We start from the raw sequence: 21,977 nt of genomic DNA on the forward strand, positions 1-21,977 counted from the left end.
ACTAACTTACTTGGATACAATATTCGCAATTTAATTAATTGATTGTTCAATTAAACTTAACCTAAGTGTAACAATACCCGCCTAAAGTAGTGCGCAAACAATGCACAACTACTTTGGGAAACACATGAAATCACGGAACAAATTATCTATAGCAATACTTGCTGCTCTTTCATCTATGGCTGCACCGTCACAGGTTTTGGCAGAAGAGGCGGAACGCGCAGAGGAAGAGCGCATAGAAGAAATTACGGTTGTAGGGCGCAGCGTTTCGTACGCGAATAACGCAACTAGCGACGATATGTTTAAACAGCAGGCAAATCTTAGCAGTGTTTTAGCCGCGGTAGACAATTTGCCCGGTGTCCTTATTAACGAAGGCGATACCTTTGGTGCTGACGATTGGTCGACGTCCATTGTTATTCGTGGGTTTCAGGTAAATCTAAACGAACAGCAAATAGGTATGACGGTAGATGGCATTGCCAACGGTAATTCAAACTACGGTGGTGGTGCAAAAGCGAATCGCTATATCGATACTGAAAACGTGAATGGTGTAGAAGTGTCTCAGGGTACAGCAGATATTGCTTCTCGTTCACACGAAGCTTTAGGCGGCACGCTCAATTTTACCACCATAGACCCGTCTATGGAGCAAGGTCTAGTCACTAGCATTACCGCAGGCGAGTTTGATGCGTCAAAATATTATGTCCGTTATGAAACCGGTGAGATATTAAAAGACACTTACGCTTGGATCAGTCTTTCAACCCAAGAAAGCTCTGACTTTATGCAGCAGGCGGCGGAAAACACCCGCGACCATTTAGCTATGAAGTTTATCTCTACCGTGAGCGACGTATCGCTCACGGGTTACCTGTCTTACGACGATACTCACGAAGATAACTACCAGCGTATTTATGGCTTAGCGCAATATGAGCAAAATCCAGACTGGGATCAGCTAACAGACGAGTGGACAGGGATTCCTTATCAAGATCAGGCGTATCGCAGAGGTTGGTCTACATTACGGGAAAACCTTTTTGCCTATCTTCAGGCTGAATTCACCATTGGCCAAGTCGATTTTATGACTAACGTGTACTATCACGACAACGAAGGCCGAGGGGAGTGGGTGCCTCCATATATCGTTGATATTACTGATGACGGCTCAGAAGGCCATTCAGAGCTTGTTGTTGGCAACACGGTATTTGGTGGGCAAGAGCTGGGTCAAATCTACTTCGTAGATAGACAAGGCAATCAGCTAAGCCCTATTGAAGGGTGTCAAAGCTCGCTTACTTTCCCTTATGGCGGTGCAGGCGCACAGTACGATCCGGGCTGTCACGAACAAGGTGCTATCCCGGTAGGCTCTTACCGACATACTCATTACGATAAAGAGCGTTTCGGTATAAATGCCGATGCAGTGTGGTACACAAAAGTTGGTGATTTTGATAATACGGTTCGATTCGGCATTTGGTGGGAAGACTATGAGCGCGGCGAATCTCGGGACTGGCATAAGATCACCAATTCATCTATTAGCGTAGATTATGACAACGCGCCTTATTGGGTGCAGTACGACAGAACATTCCCGGTTGATACTCTAATGTACTATGTGGAAGACGAGCTAGATTTAGGCTTTGCGCGCATCCGCGCGGGTGCGAAGAAATTTAACGTCGATATTGAAAAAACGGACAACTTTGATTCAGCTAACAATTTATCGGTGAATACTGATTCAGATACGCTGTTTTCAGCCGGTATTGTCGCACCATTGCCATTTGAAGGATTAGAAGTCTTTGCAGGCTACGGTGAAAACTTTGCGGCAATTAAAGACGCGCAGCTAGAGCGTAACGACACTGACCTTCGTTTTATAAAGCCAGAAACCGCTGACAACATCGACGTGGGCTTCCGCTATGCATCACCAGGCTTCAATGCCAGTGTGACCTACTACAATATTGAGTTTAACGACCGTATCCAATTTACCAGTAACGAAACTTCAGAGGGAATAGACTTTCTTGAAGCGGCCGCTGGTGGTTACAAAAACGTGGGTGGTATAGAGTCTAGCGGTTTTGAAATTTCAGCAGACGTTATGCTAACCGATGAGTTCTCATTGTTTACCTCTATAACTCTAAGCGATTCTGAATACGTTGCTACGGTAGGAAGTTCAGGCACGGAATACGATACGCTTGACGATGCGCTGGCAGCCATTGCTGACCCTGAAAACCCAGAAGTGTCACTGGTAGCTATTGAAGGTAATACGGTTATCGGTACGCCTGACACTATGGCTGTAATTAGCCTTGATTGGGCACGCGATAACTACTTTGCTGGTTTGTCTACAAAGTACGTTGATAGTCGTTACTTGGATATTGATAATGCCGCACAAGTTGATGACTACATAGTTAGCGACTTCTATATTGGCGGTTTTATCGAAAACATTGGCCCAGGTGTTGAAGAGTTGGAAGTGCGTTTAACAGTAAATAACCTGTTTGATGAAGACTATGCGTCTACTATCGCCCCAGGTGCATTTTGGATTGGTGCACCAAGAGCAGTAGCAGTCAACGCACGCTTAACCTTTTAATCGTGATATCATGCCTGTGACAGCATAGTGCTGTTGCAGGTTAATTTTTAGATTTAAGGTTTGGAGTTGTAGCATGCCCAAGGTGGGAATGGAGCCAGTTCGTAAGAAGCAATTAATTGAAGCAACGCTGGAAGTGATGGCAGAGGTTGGCTATCACGGCACAACGATCAGCTTAATTAGTAAAAGAGCTGGGCTTTCTTCAGGGATAATCAGTCACTATTTCGGTGATAAACAAGGGTTAATTGAAGCAACTATGCGCCACCTTCTCGATGCTCTTAAAATCTCGCAGCGCATTAATGATCCGCTAGAGCGTATTGACTTCATCATTGAGAACAACTTTTCGCAAACGCAAGGGGCAAGTTCAGCCACCAATACCTGGTTTAACTTTTGGGCGCTATCGCTACACAATGAAGGCCTGCACCGTTTGCAAACTATTAACCATAAACGCTTAGAACGTAACTTAGCGTTTAGCTACCGCATGTTACTTCAACCGGAACAGGTTAAAAATGCTGCTGCGTCCACCGCCGCACTCATTGATGGGTATTGGCTGCGCTATTCTATGGGAAGCGTAGGGAACGGGGATTTTTCGGAAGCTGTGGTGCGCTGTAAGCAGTACGTTCGCGATTTAGTGGCTCAATACGGAAAATAAACACGTATAGAGAAGATAAAAAATAACCGCAAGATAAATAAGCACTTGCTGTTACTTTAGAAAAACCACGGAGCGAATACTGAGTAGAAAATCTAAAAAAGGGCGGTTCGAGATAAATCGAACCGCCCTTTTTAATTAACTACACATTTCTAAATGATCTATGCGGACTGGTATTAGCTGGCGCCAGATACAAGTCGCTATCCGGCGCGAAAATCTAGCATGAGCTCACTAAGTGATTAACTCAACGAATTACCAAATTCTTACACGCTCTTCTGGCGCAAGATAAAGTGCATCGCCTGGCTTCACATCAAAAGCCTCATACCATGCATCGTGGTTTCTTGGCGCTTGAGCACGGTAACGGCCTGGTGCGTGTGTACCTGCACGAAGTTGATTCAGCATGCTTTCTTCCGTGCGCTTTTCTTTCCATACTTGTGCCCAAGCTAAGAAGAAACGCTGGTCGCCTGTTAGGCCGTCAATTACCGGCGCCTCTTTGCCGTTAAGGCTAAGCTTGTAGGCGTGGTAGGCCATTGCTAGACCGCCTACATCGCCAATGTTCTCACCCAAGCTGTTGCGACCGTTTACGAAGTTACCTTCGATAGGCTCGTACTGGCTGTATTGCTCGGCCAGCATGTCTGCTTTTTCTTCAAATGCTGCACGGTCGGCATCTGTCCACCAGTTGCGCTGAATACCGTTTGCATCAGATTTTGAACCTTGGTCGTCAAAACCGTGGCCCATCTCATGTCCAATTACCGCACCAATAGCACCGTAGTTAACAGCTGCATCGGCATTAGGGTCGAAGAATGGCGGTTGTAAGATAGCTGCTGGGAATACAATTTCATTGAACGAACTATTGTAGTAGGCGTTAACGCGCTGCGGTGTCATACCCCAGCGGTTGCGGTCAGTTTTTTCTAGCTCGCGCTCTACCGACTGGTCTTGGAAGAAAGTACGCAGGTTGCGCACGTTGCCCACTAAGTCTTTGTCGCTAATGGTAACGCCGTCGAAAGACTGCCACTCGTCTGGGTAGCCAATTTTAGGGTTAAACGCCATTAGCTTTTCTTTGGCGTTAACCTTGGTTTCTTCGCTCATCCAGTCTAGGTTTTCAATACGCTCACCCAGCGCGGTACGTAAGTTTTCAACCAACTCCGCCATTTGCTCTTTCGAGCTTTCTGGGAAGTATTCGTTTACGTAAATCTTGCCAATTGCAAAGCCCAGTGATTCAGTGCCAGACATTTGGCTTACCGCGCGTTTCCAGCGAGGACGAGGCTCTTGCTGACCGCTTAGCGTGCGACCGAAGAAGTCAAAATTCGCTAAGTAGATATCTTCAGAAAGGAAGCCTGCGTTGTTTGAAATAGTGTGATACTTCAAGTACGACTTCCAATCGGCTAAGTCAGCCTCGTTAATAATTTTAATAACGTCTTTTACAGGCTCTGGCTGTGAAATATTTAGCTCAGGCACTTTATAGCCGGTTTGAGCAAAATACGTGTCCCAATCAAAACCTGGGTATGCGTCAGACAGTTTACTACGCTCAATTTGGTTAAGCGTTAGGTCGCGGTCACGGCGTTTTTCGCGAGGCCACTGAATGTCTGCAATTTGTGTTTCAAGAGCAAGAATGTTCGCTGCTTTTTCTGCTGCGTTTTCTTCACCTGCAAAAGTAAGCATTTGCTCGATGTGCGCTACATAAGCTTCGCGGATCTTAACAAAGCGTTCGCTATCGCTTAAGTAATAGTCACGATCAGGAAGGCCTAAACCACCTACACCAACGCTTAGCTGGTATTCGTTCGGGTCAAGGCGGTTGTACCACATGCCACCGTAAATAGGTGTGCTTGAACCTACCAACCAGCTGTTGCCAAACGCTTTCGTTAGGTCAGTTCTGTTCTCAATACTATCAATAGACGTAAGTACGTCTTTAATTGGCTCAATACCTTTTTCATTAATGGTATCGGTGTCCATATAGGCAACAAAGAAGTCATGAACAAGCTTCTCTTCTGCATTAAGCGAAGACTTCTCCATTAGCCCATCAATGATGTTTTTAACTTGCTCTTCACTGCGTTCCGCTAGACCAGTAAACGCGCCATAGCGGGTTTTATCTGCAGGAAGTTCATAGTTGTCGTACCATGTTCCGCTGGCGTACATAAAGAAGTCGTCACCAGGTTTTACTGCTTCGTTGCGCGCGCTTAAATCAACGCCGAAAGAACCTAGCTCTGCTTCACCTTTCGCCTCAACAGTGCTTTCCTGAGTTTGTTCTTTTGCTTGCTCAGGCTGACCGCAGCCTGCAAGACCTAAAGATGCCGCAATCGCTACGGCTAAAAGTTTATGTTTCATCATTTTTCTCGTTGTGATTATAAGTGTCGTCGTTAGGTGCAGTGACACTCGTTGTTTTTAAAGTAGGCACAAATTCCTTGTTAAACGGTAATGCATTCCGTGCCTGATTAAAATAGCTTGCGATATGCGGCGTTTCTCGCTGTAAAAAGTCTGCTACAGCAGTGTGAAACGACGGATGTTGTAATTTGTGATGAGAACGGCAATAAATGGGCTCGAAGCCTCGAAGTATTTTATGTTCACCTTGGGTACCGGGATTAAAAATCGATAGCTTTTTCTCAATGGCGAATTCAATGCCTTCAAAATAACAGCAGGCAAAATGTAGCCCGTCTATTTCTTTCAGTGCTCCCCAGTATCTGCCATACAGCCCTGTTTCATCATAGAAGAATAAGGCGCTGGCTACCGCAATTTTATTTTCTATTGCAGTCACAATAAGCATGCTGTCGCTCATGGTCTCGACAAGTTGCTCAAAGAACGCGTCAATTAAATATCCCACGTGGCCGCTGCGTTTTAAATAGGTTGCTTTGTAACACTTTGTGAAAAACTGCAGAGTTTCTGGGCTAATTTCACTTCCCGTATGGTGGGTAAATCGAACGCCTCGGTCACTGAGTTTACGGCGACTTTTCTTTATGTCTTTCCTTTTGCGGGATGTCAGTGCGTTAAGAAAATCGTCGAAGTCACCATACCCGTAGTTATGCCACTGAAACTGAACGGCGTAACGGGTTAAATATCGCCTTGCAGCATGGGTTAAATCCGAAGCTTGTGTTTCACTGCTAACTGAAAGTTGTGCCGATGTTCTCTCATTGGGAAACAGGTAGTGAAAAGAAGAAAGCTCTTCCCCAAACACTGACGCTACATACTCTGTCAAAGCATGCTCCAGTTTCTCCATAAGAGCGTGCGTTAGGGTTACGCTATCATCGCAAAGTATCCTTGGGCCTGTAACAGGGGTGAAAGGAATTGCTGATATCCATTTAGGATAATAGTCGAGCCCGTGCTGCGCATATGCGTTGGCCCATGCATGGTCAAATACATACTCGCCATAGCTATGCGTTTTTAGAAAACCAGGAATAATGATGCTGACTTTTTCTTCCTGATCATGGCTTATAGCAATATGGCAAGGTTGCCAACCCGATTCATTTTTACACGAACCGCTGTTTTCCAATGCATGCAAAAACTCATAAGAAAGAAAAGGGCCCGCATTTTTTGCAAGTTGTTGCCAACGCTCTTTCGAAAGCTGTTCGATAGAATCTATTACTGTTATGCGATAGTCAGGTGCTGTCATGCAGTTAATATCATGTAGAGGTTTTGTGCGTAAAACGCTTAGATAGTCGCAATATACGAGTATTTAGCGCTAAAATAACGCGGTTTCTACGTTTAATACAGAAGAGTAAGTTTACAAAAATGTCAGAGTTCGATCGAAAAATCATTACCGACGCGATTACTCGCATGCTGGCACGACGAGAGCATAGCTTTAACGAGGTAATGCGCAAGCTACAGCAAAAAGGAATCGCGAGTGAGGCTTTCATGCCTATTCTGGAGGAATTTAAAGACGCTGATATTCAAAGTGACGCCAGGTTTGCTGAAAGCCGGGCGCGCGCACTGTATTTGAAAGGCAAGGGACCTCGTTCAATAAAACTAGACCTACAACAATATGGTGTAGATGAGAGTATTGCTGAACATGCAATGACAGAGATTGATGCTGACTGGTTTGAAAGCGCGAAAAAAGTAAAAGAGAAAAAGTTTGGCGAGTTTTATGAAACCGAATTCGCGTTAAGACAAAAGCAAAAACAATTTTTGCAGTATCGTGGTTTTTACCAAGAACACATCGATTATGCTGTCAGTGCTAATTAAACTAAACGTTTCCTTTTGGCCAGTTTTGCCAAGCACCGCACCTTCCTCACTAATCACCCTAATGAATATCCGCTATTTTTTACTAAATTAAGGTAAAATTTGGCGGTATCTCGTGCCCTTGCCACTTAACAAAATTGCGCTTTCCGTGGTATTGTTGCGCAAATTTGTGCGCATTTTTATTATTCAAAGAACGGTAATAGGATATGGCACATTGAGTAATGACGAAATGTCCCGATTATAAGTCTTATCAAACAGGCAATTCGCACGTTTCAAAAATAGAATAAAGGAAGTTAGGTTTTCAATGACATTATCAACTGCTGACTTACGTAACAAGTTTATCGATTATTTTAAAAGCCATGGCCACCAGGCGGTGGCAAGCTCGTCACTGGTGCCGGCAGATGATCCCACGCTTCTTTTTACTAATGCGGGCATGAACCAGTTTAAAGACTGCTTCTTAGGTGCAGAAAAGCGTAGTTATACCCGAGCAGTCTCTTCGCAGCGCTGTGTGCGCGCCGGTGGTAAACACAACGACCTTGAAAACGTGGGTTATACCGCCCGTCACCATACTTTTTTCGAAATGATGGGTAACTTTAGCTTCGGCGATTATTTCAAAAAAGAAGCGATTGAGTTTGCATGGAACTTTCTAACTAAAGAAGTCGGTTTACCAAAAGAAAAGTTACTCGTTACCGTTTACTCTGACGACGATGAAGCGTTTGATATTTGGGAAAACCACATCGGTGTGCCTAAAGAGAAAATCATCCGTATCAGCACATCAGATAATTTCTGGTCTATGGGTGATACTGGCCCCTGTGGTCCTTGCTCTGAAATATTCTACGATCATGGTGCACACATCTGGGGTGGTCCTCCAGGAACGCCTGAAGAAGACGGCGACCGGTTCATTGAGATTTGGAACTTGGTATTTATGCAGTTTAATAAGCAAGCTGACGGTACCATGGAGCCACTCCCTAAGCCTTCAATAGATACCGGTATGGGCCTAGAGCGTATTTCCGCTATTTTGCAGAACGTGCACAGTAACTACGAGATTGACCTGTTCCAAAACTTGATTAAGTCGGCGGCATCAGTTGTTGGTACTGACGACTTAGAAAACAAATCTCTGCGTGTTATTGCCGATCATATCCGTTCGTGCAGCTTCTTAATTTGTGATGGCGTAATGCCTACCAATGAAGGGCGAGGCTATGTGTTGCGCCGTATTATTCGTCGTGCGGTTCGACATGGCTACCAGCTAGGCGCAAATGATATTTTCTTTTATAAGCTGGTGGCATCACTGGCTAAAGAAATGGGCGAGGCGTACCCAGAACTTGTCGATCAGCTGCCTGTTATTGAAAAAGTACTGCGTGTTGAAGAAGAGCAATTTAGCAAAACCCTAGCCCGTGGTATGGCTATCCTAAACGACACTCTAGAAACTCTGGAAGGCGATACAGTGCCAGGTGATGTAGTATTTAAGCTTTACGACACATACGGTTTCCCTACAGATTTAACCAATGATGTGGCGCGTGAGCATGACCTTAAGATTGACGAAGAAGGTTTTGAAGCGGCTATGCAGGCGCAGCGTGCCCGTGCTCAGCAGGCAAGTAACTTTGGGGCAGACTACAACAGCAAACTTGCCATTGACCACGCAACATCATTTACTGGGTACACCGATGTAGAAGGCCAAGCGAATGTGGTTGAACTTATTGCCGACAATGCGTTTGTAGAAAAGCTAGAAGACGGTCAGGAAGGCGTTGTGGTACTAGACAGTACGCCGTTCTATGCTGAAAGCGGTGGTCAGGCAGGTGACAAAGGTGTGCTTCGCGTGGCAAACGGTGAATTTGTTGTTACCGACACTCAAAAAATGGGCAATGCGTTTGCACACAAAGGTGTTGCTAAAGGCTCTGTATCTAAAGGTGATACGGCAACCGCAGCGATTGATGCAGCAAACCGTGAAGCCATTAAAAAGAACCACAGTGCTACACACTTACTTCACGCGGCGCTGCGTGAAATTCTTGGTGAGCACGTAACGCAAAAAGGTTCATTGGTTGAAGCGCCGCGCATGCGTTTTGACTTCTCGCATTTTGAGGCAGTAACGGCAGAGCAGCTTGCTGAGACTGAAAGACGAGTTAACCAAGAAATACGAGCAAACCACACGTTAGCAACTGAACTAATGGATTTGGATGAAGCCAAAGCATCAGGCGCTATGGCGCTATTTGGCGAAAAGTACGACGAAAAAGTTCGTGTGGTAACCATGGGGCCATTCTCTGTTGAGTTATGTGGTGGTACTCACGTTACGCGTACTGGTGACATAGGTTTGTTCAAAATTACCAGTGAAGCGGGTATTGCATCGGGCGTTCGACGTATTGAAGCGGTCACTGGCGAACACGCACTTGAAGTTGTGCAAACACAGCAAGCGACACTGTCTTCATTGTCTGCATTATTAAAAACAGACAGCCAAAATGTACTTGATCGTGTAGTTTCTCTACAAAATCAGACTAAAGAACTAGAAAAAGCGCTCAATTCTGCGAAACAAAAACTGGCGAGTCAGCAAGGTGCTGATATGCTTAGTAATGCAGTAGAGATAAATGGCGTTAAAGTTCTTATTGCTAATTTGGAAGGTGTTGAAGCGAAGTCATTACGTTCAATGATGGATGACATTAAAAACCGAATTGGCGAAGGGATCGTAGTATTAGGTGTGGCTAATGACGCGAAAGTGAATCTTATTGCTGGCGTTACTAAAAACCTCACTAGTAAAGTTAAAGCGGGCGAGCTAGTTAACTTTGTCGCATCACAAGTAGGTGGCAAAGGGGGCGGTCGTCCAGATATGGCACAGGCAGGTGGTGATCAGCCTGAGAACTTGGGCCAGGCGCTAGATTCGGTTAACGCTTGGTTACAAGATAAGCTATAATTATTAGTGTTTATAACAGTGAGTTTTTGAAGTGACACAGAAACATGGAATCACTGTCGCCTCCATCGGGTCGTGCCGATGGGTTGGCAAATCTTAATGGATGATGTTCAGTATTAAGGAACAGGAGCAAGAGAATGCTTATTTTGACTCGTCGAGTTGGTGAAACGCTTATGGTTGGTGACGATGTAACCGTTACCGTACTAGGTGTAAAAGGGAATCAGGTACGTATCGGTGTGAATGCACCAAAAGAAGTTTCTGTGCACCGTGAAGAGATATACATGCGCATTCAGGCAGAAAAAGGCGGTCAGCCAGGCTCTGCAGAATAATTGCGTTATTCGCTTCATTGGAAAAGGTCAGCTTACGCTGGCCTTTTTTGTTTTAGGCCAGAAAATTTTTTGGATTTTTTCCTTTTAAGTACAATTGGAGCCAAATTGCGAAGTAGGTATAAACGAGTAAATTCAAAAATTAGTTAAAAATTCAGTAGGAAGTGTTGAGTGACTGATTAAATTCAAACGGAAACTAATGCCAAGCGTTTTATAACTTTTGATTTAATTGTTTGTATTGCGAACAAATTACTGGTTTTTTGCTCGAATCGTTTAAAATGGCAGCGGGTGAACAATTTCTTTATAAAAAAGGTTTGACTCAGGCCAATGAATCCGTAAAATGCACCCCGCAGTCAAGGAGAGGTGGGTGAGTGGCTGAAACCAGTTCCCTGCTAAGGAACCATACGCATATACGCGTATCGAGGGTTCGAATCCCTCCCTCTCCGCCATTATTAGTTGGCAGTGGCGGTCAACAACAAGTTTTGCGCGTGTGTAGCTCAGCTGGATAGAGTACCTGGCTACGAACCAGGCGGTCGGAGGTTCGAATCCTTCCACACGCGCCACTTATTTTAAAGCGTCACCTTTTGAAGTAAAACTCAAAAGTATACAAGTTAACGCGTGTGTAGCTCAGCTGGATAGAGTACCTGGCTACGAACCAGGCGGTCGGAGGTTCGAATCCTTCCACACGCGCCATTTTGAATAGCCCACCTTTTTAGGTGGGCTTTTTCATTTCTGACTCCTTTATCGCCTTATTTCTTTTTACGCTACTTTTGTATAAGCGCGTTGTTTAAAAATTAAACTAAACTTAATGTATCTGACAGCAGTTAAGCGCGAGGTACGCTATGGCACATCCATCCACTACTTTTCGATTTCTTGCAGAGCCTACCGATGTTAACTTCGGCGGTAATGTCCACGGCGGTATTGTCATGAAGTGGATTGATCAAGCGGCCTATGCGTGTGCTGCTCAGTGGTCGAAATGCTATTGCGTTACGGTATCCGCTAACGGCATACGTTTCATAAAACCTATAAAAGTCGGTCAACTTGTTGAGATAACTGCGTCTCTCGTTCATACGGGTAGTTCGAGTATGCACATTTATGTGGTGGTTAAATCGGGGGACGCAACGGCCAACACAACCACTGTAGCTAACCGTTGTTTCATTACATTTATGGCGGTAGATTGCGACGGCAACCAGGTGATCGTGCCTTCATACATTCCAGAAGACGAGCAGCATATGCAATTAGAATTAGTAGCTATGCATGCTAAAGACTTTGCAAAACGGTTAGACAGCGACTTTACAGAGAATACTGGTTTTCATTAAACCGTGTTTATTTAAAAACTAACTGCGATGCTTAAAGCAACATATCTCAGTATGCTATTGATACTATGTTTTTGTTGCAAATTTATTAAGTAATTATGCATTAAGTTGCACATCGGTGGGTTTTATTCAAATTTAAGTGGTTTTTTATGCTGTTTTGTTGTGTTTTTAAAAACCTCGTGATACTTATTCAAGTACAAAATAACAACAGGATTGAATATGAATTCGGAATCCGTCGCTAGTTTGCTCATTGAAGCAGGCTCTCTTATGCTCATAGGAATGGTATTTGTCTTTTCGTTCTTGGGGCTGCTTATTGTTGGCATTCATTTAATTGCACGTTTTTGTGAAGCATTTCCAGGTGAAACGCCTGATAATGTAGCGACACGTTCTTCAGCCAACTTTGCTCGAGATAATCAAGCGGTACAACCGGGGATAGACGGTAATGTCATCGCTGCTATTTCTGCCGCAATTCATACCCATCGCCAAAATTCAAAAAAATAATCCATATCAGGAGTTACCATGTCTAAGCCTCTGGCCCTTACTGAGCTGGTCCTGCGTGATGCCCATCAATCTCTTCTTGCTACGCGTATGCGTATTGAGGATATGCTTCCAATTGCTGAAAAGTTGGATAAAGCAGGTTTTTGGTCTGTTGAATCTTGGGGCGGTGCGACCTTTGATGCCTGCATCCGTTACTTGGGAGAAGACCCATGGGAGCGCATTCGTAAGTTAAAGGCAGCCATGCCCAATACCAAACAGCAAATGTTACTGCGTGGTCAAAACCTATTAGGTTATCGCCACTATGCTGACGATGTTGTCACTCGCTTTGTAGAGCGCGCTCACGAGAGCGGAGTAGACGTCTTCAGAATTTTTGATGCTATGAATGACATCAGAAATTTGAAAACCGCTATTAAAGCTACCATAGACAGCGGCGCTCACGCGCAAGGCACGATTTCCTACACAGTAAGTCCAGTGCACAATCTTGAGCTATGGCTTGATATGGCAAAACAACTTGAAGATCTCGGCGTGCACTCTATCTGTGTGAAGGACATGGCCGGGCTTTTGAAGCCCTATGAATGCGAAGCATTAATTACAGGGTTAAAAGAGACCGTCGATGTGCCTATTGCCATGCAGTGTCACGCCACAACTGGGTTGAGCACGGCAACTTATCAGAAAGCCATCGACGCCGGCATTGATATGCTCGATACAGCTATCTCATCAATGAGCATGACCTACGGTCACAGCGCAACTGAAACCATGGTTTCAATCGTTGAAGGTACAGAACGCGATACGGGAATATCGCTGCCTGAACTGGAAGACATTGCGAGTTATTTCAGAGAAGTCAGAAAGAAATACAGCAAATTTGAAGGAAGCCTTAAAGGCGTAGATGCACGTATCCTGCTGGCCCAAGTGCCAGGTGGCATGCTAACCAACATGGAAAGTCAGCTAAAAGAGCAGGGGGCTGAAGATAAATTCGAAGAGGTGTTGAAAGAAATCCCACGGGTACGTGAAGATCTTGGATTTATCCCTCTTGTAACGCCCACCTCGCAAATTGTCGGCACGCAGTCGGTACTTAATGTGCTGACAGGCGAGCGCTACAAGAGCATTACCAAAGAAACTGCTGGTGTGCTCAAAGGCGAGTATGGCGCTACTGCAGCACCAGTAAACAAAGAGCTACAAGAGCGTGTACTAGATGGTACTGAGCCTGTTACTTGCAGACCTGCTGACAATATTGCCCCAGAGCTCGAAGCGCTGAGTAAAGAGCTAGATGAACTGGCCGAGAAAAAGCAGCTTTCGCTGTCAGATGACAAAATCGATGATGTGCTGACTTATGCACTATTTCCGCAGATCGGCCTTAAGTTTATCGAAAATCGCGGCAACCCTGATGCGTTTGAACCTGCACCGGGCGCTCCAGAGTCGCAAGGTACAAATGCGCCCAAGCCTGCTGAAGCTAAGTCAAACTCACTGGGGGCTACCGCGAGTGAAACTTACGACGTGAACGTAGACGGTAAAGTGTATCGCGTAGAGGTGGCACCTTCAGGTACGCTAACGAGCGTTACGCCTGCCGATACGTCACAATCTCAGCCACAGACTGCTAGTACAGCTCCAGCCGCTGCGGCCTCGTCCCAGTCTATTGATGCGCCACTAGCGGGTAACGTGTTTAAAGTATTAGTAAGAACCGGCGATAATGTGTCCGAAGGCGATGTAGTGATGATCCTTGAAGCCATGAAAATGGAAACAGAGATCCGATCGGCGTTTACCGGCACGGTCACTGACATTACCGTGGGCGAAGGCGATGCTGTAACTAGCGGTCAATCGTTAATCTTATTGGGGTAATACATGGATAAGTTAATGGTACTTTGGGATAGTACCGCGCTTGCGCATTTTGAAGCCGGCCAGCTCATTATGATGGCGGTAGGCTTCGGGTTACTTTATTTAGCCATTGTAAAAAAGTTTGAGCCACTGCTTTTGTTACCCATTGGTTTTGGAGCACTGCTTACGAATATTCCAATTGCTGGTTTTTCAGAAGCGGGTGGCTTATTGCACTATATCTATAAAATTGGCATTGATACAGGCGTATTTCCTTTGCTCATTTTTATGGGGGTCGGGGCAATGACAGACTTTAGCGCGCTTATTGCAAACCCAAGAATGCTGCTACTTGGCGCAGCCGCTCAATTCGGTATTTTTGCTACCCTATTTGGTGCAATAGCATTAAATCTTATTCCGGGTTTTGAATTTACGCTAAAAGATGCCAGTGCTATTGCCATTATAGGTGGCGCAGATGGGCCAACGGCTATCTTCCTTGCTTCACGTTTAGCGCCTGACTTACTCGGTGCTATTGCGGTTGCCGCATATTCTTACATGGCGCTAGTGCCTATCATCCAGCCGCCAATTATGAAAGCGCTGACCACAAAAGAGGAACGCGAAATAAAAATGGGTCAACTTCGGCCTGTGTCAAAGCGAGAGAAAATTATCTTTCCACTCGCCGTGTTGTTTATGACCATTTTGTTTTTACCGGCAGCTACGCCGCTAGTAGGTATGTTCTGCTTTGGTAATTTAATGAAAGAATGTGGCGTTGTTGACAGGCTGAGTAAAACAGCCCAAAACGAGCTTATTAACACTGTGACCATTTTCCTAGGATTAGCCGTGGGCTCTAAGCTATCGGCTGAAGCATTTCTTACGGTGGAAACATTGGGTATTTTGGGCTTGGGCGCAATTGCCTTTGGTATCGGTACCGCTGCTGGCGTGTTGATGGCTAAGCTAATGAGTAAGTTATCCGGTGGTAGTATTAACCCGTTAATTGGTGCAGCCGGAGTGTCTGCCGTGCCTATGGCTGCGCGAGTCGTAAATAAGGTTGGCTTAGAGGCAAACCCTCACAACTTCCTACTTATGCATGCAATGGGGCCTAATGTAGCCGGTGTGTTAGGTAGTGCAGTTGCTGCTGGTATTTTGTTAGCTCTGGTTGGCTAAAAAGCGTAATGGCATATTTGATGCTGCAGGGGCAGGTTACTGCCCCTAGCGTTTTAACGGATTGTATTTTGCGGCACTAGCGACTGGTAAGCGGTGACTAGTTTCTTAGTGCGAGTGTGCTGCGGCCACCTGAAAATAGTTTCAGTTTTACCTTCCTCAACAATTTCGCCGCCTTCCATCACCACAATTCTATCGGCAATATGCCGGACAATCCCTAAGTTATGGCTTATGAAGATGAATGCCAAGCCCAGCTCTTGTTGTAGTTGCAGTATTAGGTTCACCGTTTGCGAGCGAATAGTAGGGTCTAACGCAGCAAAGGGCTCATCTGCCACGAGCACTTTGGGTTTTAGAACTATAGCCCTAGCCAACGCCACGCGCTGCTGTTGGCCGTCAGAAAGCATGTGCCGGTAAAAGTAATAGTGCTCGCGAAGCAACCCTACCTTTACCAACATATCTTCGATAATAGGCTTGCGTTCCGCCTCGCTAAGACCCGTATTTAACCGCAAGGGTTCATCTAGGATTTTGCCTACTGGAACCGATGGGTTCATCGATTCAGCACTATGTTGCAGAATCATTCGAATGTCGTGGGTACGCTTGCGTTGCCCGTCTTTTGACTGATACTTAGCTAAATACTTGTGAGTGTTTATTTCAATTTCGCCTGCATCGGCAGGTAATGCGCCAACTAATAATTTAGCAAGAAGGGATTTACCCGAACGGTTTTCCCCTATGATGGCAATAGTTTCCCCCCGTTTAACGCTCATATTCACCGGGCCAAGTTGAAATACTTCAGGTCGCTTTAACCAGCGCTTCTTTTCGTTATGTATAAATGTGAGGTCTTTTACCTGCAAAATATCCATCACAGCTTCTCCATATGTAGCGGGTAATGACAGCTGTAGCTATGGTCGTGAATTTTGCGTACGGCGGGCGTTTGTACACAGGCGCGCTGAGCTCGTGGACAGCGGGGGCCTAAACGACAACCAATAGGTAAATGTTGTAGCGTTGGTATAGAACCGCTTAATGTAGGTAATGCAGATTTAGGCGGTAAATCTTTTCTGAAGCTTGGCGCACTGTCTAATAGCGCTTTAGTGTAAGGGTGGAGAGGACGCTTTTTAATGTGCTTCATTTTTCCCGATTCCACCGTTTGCCCCGCGTAAAGCACTGTCATTGAATGTGACATACTCGCGATGGCGAGCAAATCATGGCTGACAAACAAAATCGATAGGGAACGAGTTTGATTAAGACGCGTAAAGAGTTTAAGGATCTGCGTCTTAGTCGTAGGCTCCATGCCTCGGGTAGGATCATCTGCGATAAGTAATTTGGGTTGAGACACCAGCGCCATCGCTATCATAAACTTTTGCCCAATATCAGCGGGAATTTGGTGAGGGAATGCACTTAGGTAATGCTTATGGTGCTTTATGCCCACCTTATGCACGGTACTAATGGCTACCTTCTTTCTGTGCTGAGCGCGTTGCCAAAACCAGCTTCCTTCAACAAATTCATCAGGAATACTTTCTTCAAGCTGTTCACCAAGTGTGGCTGACGGGTCAAGCGCCGCTTGTGGGTTTTGAAAAACCACCGCGATTTCACGACGCATCACTTCGCGGCGCTGTTGAACCGACATACCCAGTAGGTTTTCACCATTCCAGCTCATGCGATCGGCGGTTAAATTCCACTGGTTTGGCAACGCACCGCAGATCGCCGATACAATAAGGCTTTTACCAGAACCTGATTCGCCCACCAGTGCGCGAATCTCGCCTGAACTCACTGACAAATTTACTTTATCCAGAGCCTTAATGGTGCTATCACCGTTCTGCATTTCTAGGGTGAGGTTTTTGATATCAAGCATCGGCATGTTAGTGACTCACTCTTTTTCTTAGTGAAGAACGCAAGCCGTCACCCACGATATTGATGGACAGTACAATAAAAAATATCGCCATACCCGGCACCGCTACGTTCCAAGGCGCTAAGTAAGTAACGTCTAATCCGTCGGCGAGAATAACGCCTAACTCTGGCAGGGGCGATTGGGCGCCCAGGTTTAAGAAACCAAGCGCTGAGATATCGATAACCGCAATAGAAAGGGCCAGCGTTCCCTGAACAACAAGCATTTCTGTCATATTAGGTAAGATAGAATGAACGAAAAGCTGCCACTTGCTTGCGCCATCAAGCGTCGAAGCAACTATGTAGTCTTTTTTCATTTCTGCGCGCACGAAACTTCGCGTGTGATGCACAAACTGGGGAATAAGCGCTAAGGTAATGGCCCACATACTATTGACTAAACCCGTGCCCAGTATTGCAACTATGATAATAGCAATTAGTAGAGTAGGGATTGCCATAAGCGCATCAAGTAAATGATTAACGACGCTTGAGCGAACCCCTCGCAGCATACCAGCCAGCGTACCTAAACTTACGCCAACTAGCATCGCAAGTACTACGGTTAAGAAGGCTGAGCCCAGCGTTGTTCTGCAGCCGTAAATGATACGGGTAAATAAGTCTCTTCCAAGCGCGTCTGTGCCGAACAAATGGGAGATAGATCCATTCGCTTGCCAACTAGGCGGAATTAACAATCCGTCAATGTTCTGTTCTACAGCGTCATAAGGTGTAATGAGAGGAGCAAATAAGGCGCACACCACAAATAGCGCGAGCATAATTAAACCCAGCATAGAAATGTGGCTGGCCTTGAACGAAGCCCAAGTCCGTTGCCAAGGGGATGGATGGAACTCTTCTTCGTACAAACTAAACTGTGGCACGCTCGTATTTCTCTCTACTTGGGTCAATCATACGATTTAATACATCGACCAAAATCGTAAGGGTAATCACTACCGTTGATACTGCCATCATACCGATACGCAAGGCGGGGTAATCTCGTTGATAGATGGCTTGAATCAGCCAGTTACCGATTCCAGGCCATGAAAACAAGGTTTCAACAATCATTGCATTGGTAATGAGCGTCGTAATCTGAATTGCCATCAGTGGCAAAATCGGTAGTAGTGCATTACGTAGAATATGGCGAAAAAATATCTGCCAGCTAGAAAGACCGCGAGACTGGGCTGCAGCAATATACTCGCGATGCTTTACATCTATAACTGAGCGTCGGGTTATGCGAATCAGTGAAGCAGTAGTTATGGCGCCAATAGCAAATGTTGGTAACGCTAAGTGCGACAGTGCATCTTTAAATGCCAGAGTCTTGTTTTCATTATCTGACAGTAAAACGTCTATTAGAATAAAGCCTGTAACAGGCTCTATGTCGTAAATTAGACTTATTCGACCAGATAGCGGGGCCACGTCCAATTCCAAACTGAAGACGAGAATAAGCAGGAGTGCGAACCAGAAAACGGGAAAAGAATAAGTAGTAATGCTTGCACTATTTATTAGGTGGTCAGAGGTTGAATAGCAGCGAATGCCGGCATAGTAGCCTAAGGGAATGCCGATAAATAAGGCCGTCAGCATTGCATACGTCGCCAGTTCCATTGTTGCAGGCATTGCAATCCCCACTTCTTCTCTTAAGGGGAGACCAGACGTGAAGCTATAGCCCCAATCACCGGTCAGCAAATTACCTACATAATATAAAAACTGAAATATATAAGACTGGTCTAGCTTAAATTGTTGCTCAAGCGCTGCGCGCTGCATCTCATTTTGTGGCACAAGCCCGGTTAAGTTTTCTAATGTATCACCCGGAAAAAGGTAGGCGAGCGAGAACGAAATAATCGTTAACACGAGTAGCGTTAATACAAATAAAGTGCAGTATCTCAGGAGAATTTGGATCACAGTTTTTTCTCTACCCCGCCAAAACGCACGCCGCCAAAGGGGTTAATAGCCATGCCCTTTAACTCATTCCTGTATGCTTGATAGCGGTAGGCATGCGCAATGGGTACAACAGGAAGACGTTCGTATAATAGCCTATTTACTTGCTTGTAAATAGCCGATCTCTCGTCGATATCATCGGTTTGAAGTGCTTCGTTAAGTAACTTGTCATAATCATCATTACACCACATCGCTCGATTTGTCCCTGATGGGATTGCTCCGCAGCTCAATAGTGGGCGATAGAAGTTATCAGGATCACCATTATCGGCAGACCACCCTATAAGTACAGAGTCATGCAAGCCTTCTTGTAGATGGCGTCTAAATGTAGCCCAATCGTAACTTACGATAGTTGCTTCTACACCTACATCGCGAAGGTATCGCTGAATTAGCTCTGCCATTTTTGTCGCGTTAGGGTTGTAAGCGCGCTCGACCGGCATCGCCCATATTGTCATTGAAAATCCGGGGGCTATACCGGCATCAGCCAGTAATTTCCGCGCTAAAACGGGGTTGTAAGCCGTGTCATCGGCATCGTTTTGAAATGCCCAACTTGCCGCGGGCAGCAGGGTTTTAGCCCGTGTTGCACTGTCGAAGTAAACCGCCTCTAACAAAGTGTTCTTATCTATAGCCGCGGCGAGTGCACGCCTTACATCGGGATTATCAAACGGCGGGCGCTGCGTATTAAACGCCCAAAACCCCACGTTAAGCCCCGGTTTTTCGGCCAACGTTAGGTCATCCTCAGTGCGAATAACTTCAAGCTCAGTTTGTGCCGGGAATGCGGTGGCGTCACATTCCCCAGTCATTAGTTTAGCCAGTCGCAATGAACTTCGTGGTGTTATATCGAAAATGAGTTGTTCGACCTGAGTAATTTTCTGCTCTTCGCTCACATTTTGTAGCTCGGTAGCTAAATCACTCCCTTTTACTTCATGTGTTTGTGTGCGCCAGTAGGTGTCGTGGCGCAAATACTTAATGAAGTGATCTTTACGATAACTCTCAAATTTGAAGGGCCCAGTGCCAATTGGAAGCTGGTCAATTTTGCTTGGCGTACCGGCCTGTGCTAGCTCCGTTGCATATTCCTTTGACAGTATAACGGCAAAATCGGTGGCTAAATTTGCCAAAAATGAGCTGTCCCGCCGTTTTAGTGTAATCTCAACACGATAACCGTTTACTCGTTCAACAGATGCAATATTTTGAGCAATACCAATGCTTTCAAAGTATGGATAGCTTCCGCCCGACACGTAATGATAGGGGTGTGATTTTAAGCGCCAGCGGTCGATGCTAAAGATGACGTCGTCGGCGTTAAAGTTTCTGCTTGGTTCAAAATAGCCCGTAGTGTGAAACCATACGTTTCTACGAAGCTGAAAGGCGTAGGTTAGTCCATCGTCACTAACTAACCAGCTGCTTGCAAGACTTGGCACAATGCGACCTGAGCCAGGGTCGAAATCAAGTAGTCTGTCGTACAGTTGGTGAGATGACGCGTCTGATGTTGTGCTTGATGTGTCAAGCTGCGGATTGAAAGTAACTGGGTTACTTTCAGAACAATAGATGATACCTGTATTATAAAACGCTTGTTTATTCTGCTTCGCACAGGATGCAACAAGAAGCGCTGTGCATAAACATAATGACAAACGCTTCACCAAACAATGGGACATGCTTTACGCCTCGACGTTTTCAGCAGAAGAATCTAGTAAGTTATATTTTTTGAGATAGCCTCGCAGCTGATGGTAAGTCAGGCTCAATTTTTCAGCGGTTTTCTTTTGATTAAACTGACTGTCAGCAAGTGCCTGTTTTATCATATCTATCTCATGTTGTTGAGAGCGTTCTTTTAAATCTATGGGATATTCAACAATTTCTTGCTTTTTGACAGGGGTAAGCGGTGTAACGTCAGCACTTTCAATACGTTCATTAGCCATAGGCGTGTTTAGCGGTGCAACAACATCAGACGAATCTGAAACGCCCACCCTATCATTTGTTTTTACTCTGCCTTTCGGGCGGTAGACTGATTCGAAGGGGTCTAAGACTATTTCATGAACGGGAAGGTGAGGATTATTCGTTCTGTAAACCGCACGTTCAACCACATTTTTGAGTTCACGAATGTTACCAGGCCAGTCATAATCAAGCAGGATACGTTTTGCTTTTTCAGTAAAGCCGCTAAACAGTTCCATTTCCATTTCACGGGCCATGTTAATGGCGAAGTTTTCGGCCAACATCATGATATCTTCTCGGCGCTCGCGAAGCGGAGGGATGGTGATAACGTCAAAAGCAAGTCGGTCTAGAAGATCTGCGCGAAATTCACCTGCATCGGCAAGAGTAGGTAAATCTTCGTTTGTGGCTGCGATTAGGCGTACATCGGTTTTCACTGACTTACTACCACCCACGCGCTCAAATTCACCATACTCAACTACCCGTAGCAGCTTCTCCTGAATAAGACCCGATGTATTAGCCAGTTCGTCAAGAAATAGTGTACCGTTGTGCGCCACTTCAAAACGGCCTTCGCGACGTTTGGAAGCGCCGGTAAAGGCACCGGCTTCATAACCGAAAAGCTCGCTTTCTAATAGGCTTTCACTTAGTGCGGCGCAATTCAGCTTAATATAGTTTTGATCCCAGCGCTTTGATAAAAAGTGCAGACGTGCGGCAATCAGTTCTTTACCTGTGCCTCGTTCGCCAATAACGAGGACGGGTTTGTCTAATGGGGCAATCTGTGAAATTTGCTCTAGAACTTCTAGAAAACTATTCGCTTGACCAAGCAAATTGTCTTGCTGTCGATACCTACTCATTAAATCCCTCAAAAATTAGTCATTTCGAC

17 protein-coding genes and 3 tRNA genes are annotated in these 21,977 nt (G+C 45.4%); 12 read left to right on the forward strand and 8 right to left on the reverse strand.

What is annotated here, in order from left to right:
* Window positions 1-124: 124 nt before the first annotated feature.
* Together ACYX4M_RS12100 and betI are read left to right on the forward strand one after the other, a co-directional pair.
* Window positions 125-2,548 (forward strand): TonB-dependent receptor domain-containing protein, encoded by a 2,424-nt coding sequence (locus ACYX4M_RS12100; protein ID WP_476080298.1) that lies wholly within the window; start codon window positions 125-127, stop codon window positions 2,546-2,548.
* A 73-nt stretch (window positions 2,549-2,621) separates the two neighbouring features.
* Window positions 2,622-3,197 (forward strand): transcriptional regulator BetI, encoded by a 576-nt coding sequence (gene betI / locus ACYX4M_RS12105; protein WP_474808155.1) that lies wholly within the window; start codon window positions 2,622-2,624, stop codon window positions 3,195-3,197.
* A gap of 249 nt (window positions 3,198-3,446) precedes the next feature.
* On the opposite strand, the gene ACYX4M_RS12110 is transcribed toward betI, so the two are convergent.
* The gene (locus tag ACYX4M_RS12110; RefSeq protein ID WP_476082874.1) at window positions 3,447-5,519 is read right to left on the reverse strand and encodes a M13 family metallopeptidase; all 2,073 of its coding nucleotides are present in this window, start codon (window positions 5,517-5,519) and stop codon (window positions 3,447-3,449) included.
* Window positions 5,509-6,798 carry a GNAT family N-acetyltransferase gene (locus tag ACYX4M_RS12115; RefSeq protein WP_476080299.1) on the reverse strand — a complete coding sequence of 430 codons (1,290 nt, stop codon included), beginning with the start codon at window positions 6,796-6,798 and terminating at the stop codon, window positions 5,509-5,511. Before ACYX4M_RS12115 ends, ACYX4M_RS12110 begins: the two co-directional genes overlap by 11 nt.
* Before the next feature lie 119 nt (window positions 6,799-6,917).
* Here ACYX4M_RS12115 and ACYX4M_RS12120 point away from each other — a divergent pair, with 119 nt between their 5' ends.
* The 10 genes from ACYX4M_RS12120 (at window position 6,918) to ACYX4M_RS12165 (ending at window position 15,373) form a co-directional block, all read left to right on the forward strand.
* Window positions 6,918-7,367: a regulatory protein RecX gene (locus ACYX4M_RS12120; RefSeq protein ID WP_476080300.1), complete on the forward strand. Its 450-nt coding sequence runs from the start codon at window positions 6,918-6,920 to the stop codon at window positions 7,365-7,367.
* A 301-nt stretch (window positions 7,368-7,668) separates the two neighbouring features.
* The gene (alaS, locus tag ACYX4M_RS12125) at window positions 7,669-10,266 is read left to right on the forward strand and encodes an alanine--tRNA ligase (RefSeq protein WP_476080301.1); all 2,598 of its coding nucleotides are present in this window, start codon (window positions 7,669-7,671) and stop codon (window positions 10,264-10,266) included.
* 134 nt (window positions 10,267-10,400) lie between these two features.
* The gene (csrA, locus tag ACYX4M_RS12130; protein WP_012517705.1) at window positions 10,401-10,592 is read left to right on the forward strand and encodes a carbon storage regulator CsrA; all 192 of its coding nucleotides are present in this window, start codon (window positions 10,401-10,403) and stop codon (window positions 10,590-10,592) included.
* A gap of 354 nt (window positions 10,593-10,946) precedes the next feature.
* A tRNA-Ser gene (locus ACYX4M_RS12135) sits at window positions 10,947-11,038 on the forward strand.
* A 37-nt stretch (window positions 11,039-11,075) separates the two neighbouring features.
* Window positions 11,076-11,152 (forward strand) — tRNA-Arg (locus ACYX4M_RS12140).
* A gap of 53 nt (window positions 11,153-11,205) precedes the next feature.
* Window positions 11,206-11,282 (forward strand) — tRNA-Arg (locus tag ACYX4M_RS12145).
* 149 nt (window positions 11,283-11,431) lie between these two features.
* Window positions 11,432-11,908 carry an acyl-CoA thioesterase gene (locus ACYX4M_RS12150; RefSeq protein WP_476080302.1) on the forward strand — a complete coding sequence of 159 codons (477 nt, stop codon included), beginning with the start codon at window positions 11,432-11,434 and terminating at the stop codon, window positions 11,906-11,908.
* A gap of 216 nt (window positions 11,909-12,124) precedes the next feature.
* On the forward strand, window positions 12,125-12,406 hold the full coding sequence (locus ACYX4M_RS12155; protein ID WP_476080303.1) for an OadG family protein: 282 nt from the start codon (window positions 12,125-12,127) through the stop codon (window positions 12,404-12,406).
* A gap of 18 nt (window positions 12,407-12,424) precedes the next feature.
* Window positions 12,425-14,239 (forward strand): sodium-extruding oxaloacetate decarboxylase subunit alpha, encoded by a 1,815-nt coding sequence (gene oadA, locus ACYX4M_RS12160; protein WP_476080304.1) that lies wholly within the window; start codon window positions 12,425-12,427, stop codon window positions 14,237-14,239.
* 3 nt (window positions 14,240-14,242) lie between these two features.
* On the forward strand, window positions 14,243-15,373 hold the full coding sequence (locus ACYX4M_RS12165) for a sodium ion-translocating decarboxylase subunit beta (protein ID WP_214993825.1): 1,131 nt from the start codon (window positions 14,243-14,245) through the stop codon (window positions 15,371-15,373).
* A gap of 53 nt (window positions 15,374-15,426) precedes the next feature.
* On the opposite strand, the gene ACYX4M_RS12170 is transcribed toward ACYX4M_RS12165, so the two are convergent.
* Genes ACYX4M_RS12170 through pspF form a run of 6 tightly spaced genes read right to left on the reverse strand, consistent with a single transcriptional unit; the run spans window position 15,427 to window position 21,948 of the window.
* On the reverse strand, window positions 15,427-16,230 hold the full coding sequence (locus ACYX4M_RS12170) for an ATP-binding cassette domain-containing protein (protein ID WP_476080305.1): 804 nt from the start codon (window positions 16,228-16,230) through the stop codon (window positions 15,427-15,429).
* On the reverse strand, window positions 16,230-17,225 hold the full coding sequence (locus ACYX4M_RS12175; protein ID WP_476080306.1) for a peptide ABC transporter ATP-binding protein: 996 nt from the start codon (window positions 17,223-17,225) through the stop codon (window positions 16,230-16,232). Before ACYX4M_RS12175 ends, ACYX4M_RS12170 begins: the two co-directional genes overlap by 1 nt.
* Window position 17,226: 1 nt before the next feature.
* A complete protein-coding gene (locus ACYX4M_RS12180; RefSeq protein ID WP_476080307.1) occupies window positions 17,227-18,120 on the reverse strand; it encodes an ABC transporter permease subunit in 894 nt (297 codons plus the stop codon).
* Window positions 18,107-19,138, reverse strand: a complete 1,032-nt coding sequence (locus ACYX4M_RS12185; protein ID WP_476080308.1) for an ABC transporter permease subunit — start codon at window positions 19,136-19,138, stop codon at window positions 18,107-18,109. Before ACYX4M_RS12185 ends, ACYX4M_RS12180 begins: the two co-directional genes overlap by 14 nt.
* Window positions 19,135-20,823 carry an ABC transporter substrate-binding protein gene (locus ACYX4M_RS12190; protein WP_476080309.1) on the reverse strand — a complete coding sequence of 563 codons (1,689 nt, stop codon included), beginning with the start codon at window positions 20,821-20,823 and terminating at the stop codon, window positions 19,135-19,137. Before ACYX4M_RS12190 ends, ACYX4M_RS12185 begins: the two co-directional genes overlap by 4 nt.
* Before the next feature lie 3 nt (window positions 20,824-20,826).
* Complete coding sequence (gene pspF / locus ACYX4M_RS12195) at window positions 20,827-21,948, reverse strand: phage shock protein operon transcriptional activator (RefSeq protein ID WP_476080310.1); 1,122 nt, start codon at window positions 21,946-21,948, stop codon at window positions 20,827-20,829.
* Window positions 21,949-21,977: the final 29 nt, after the last annotated feature.

It is taken from the genome of Alteromonas sp. ABV4_150, from assembly GCF_056311745.1.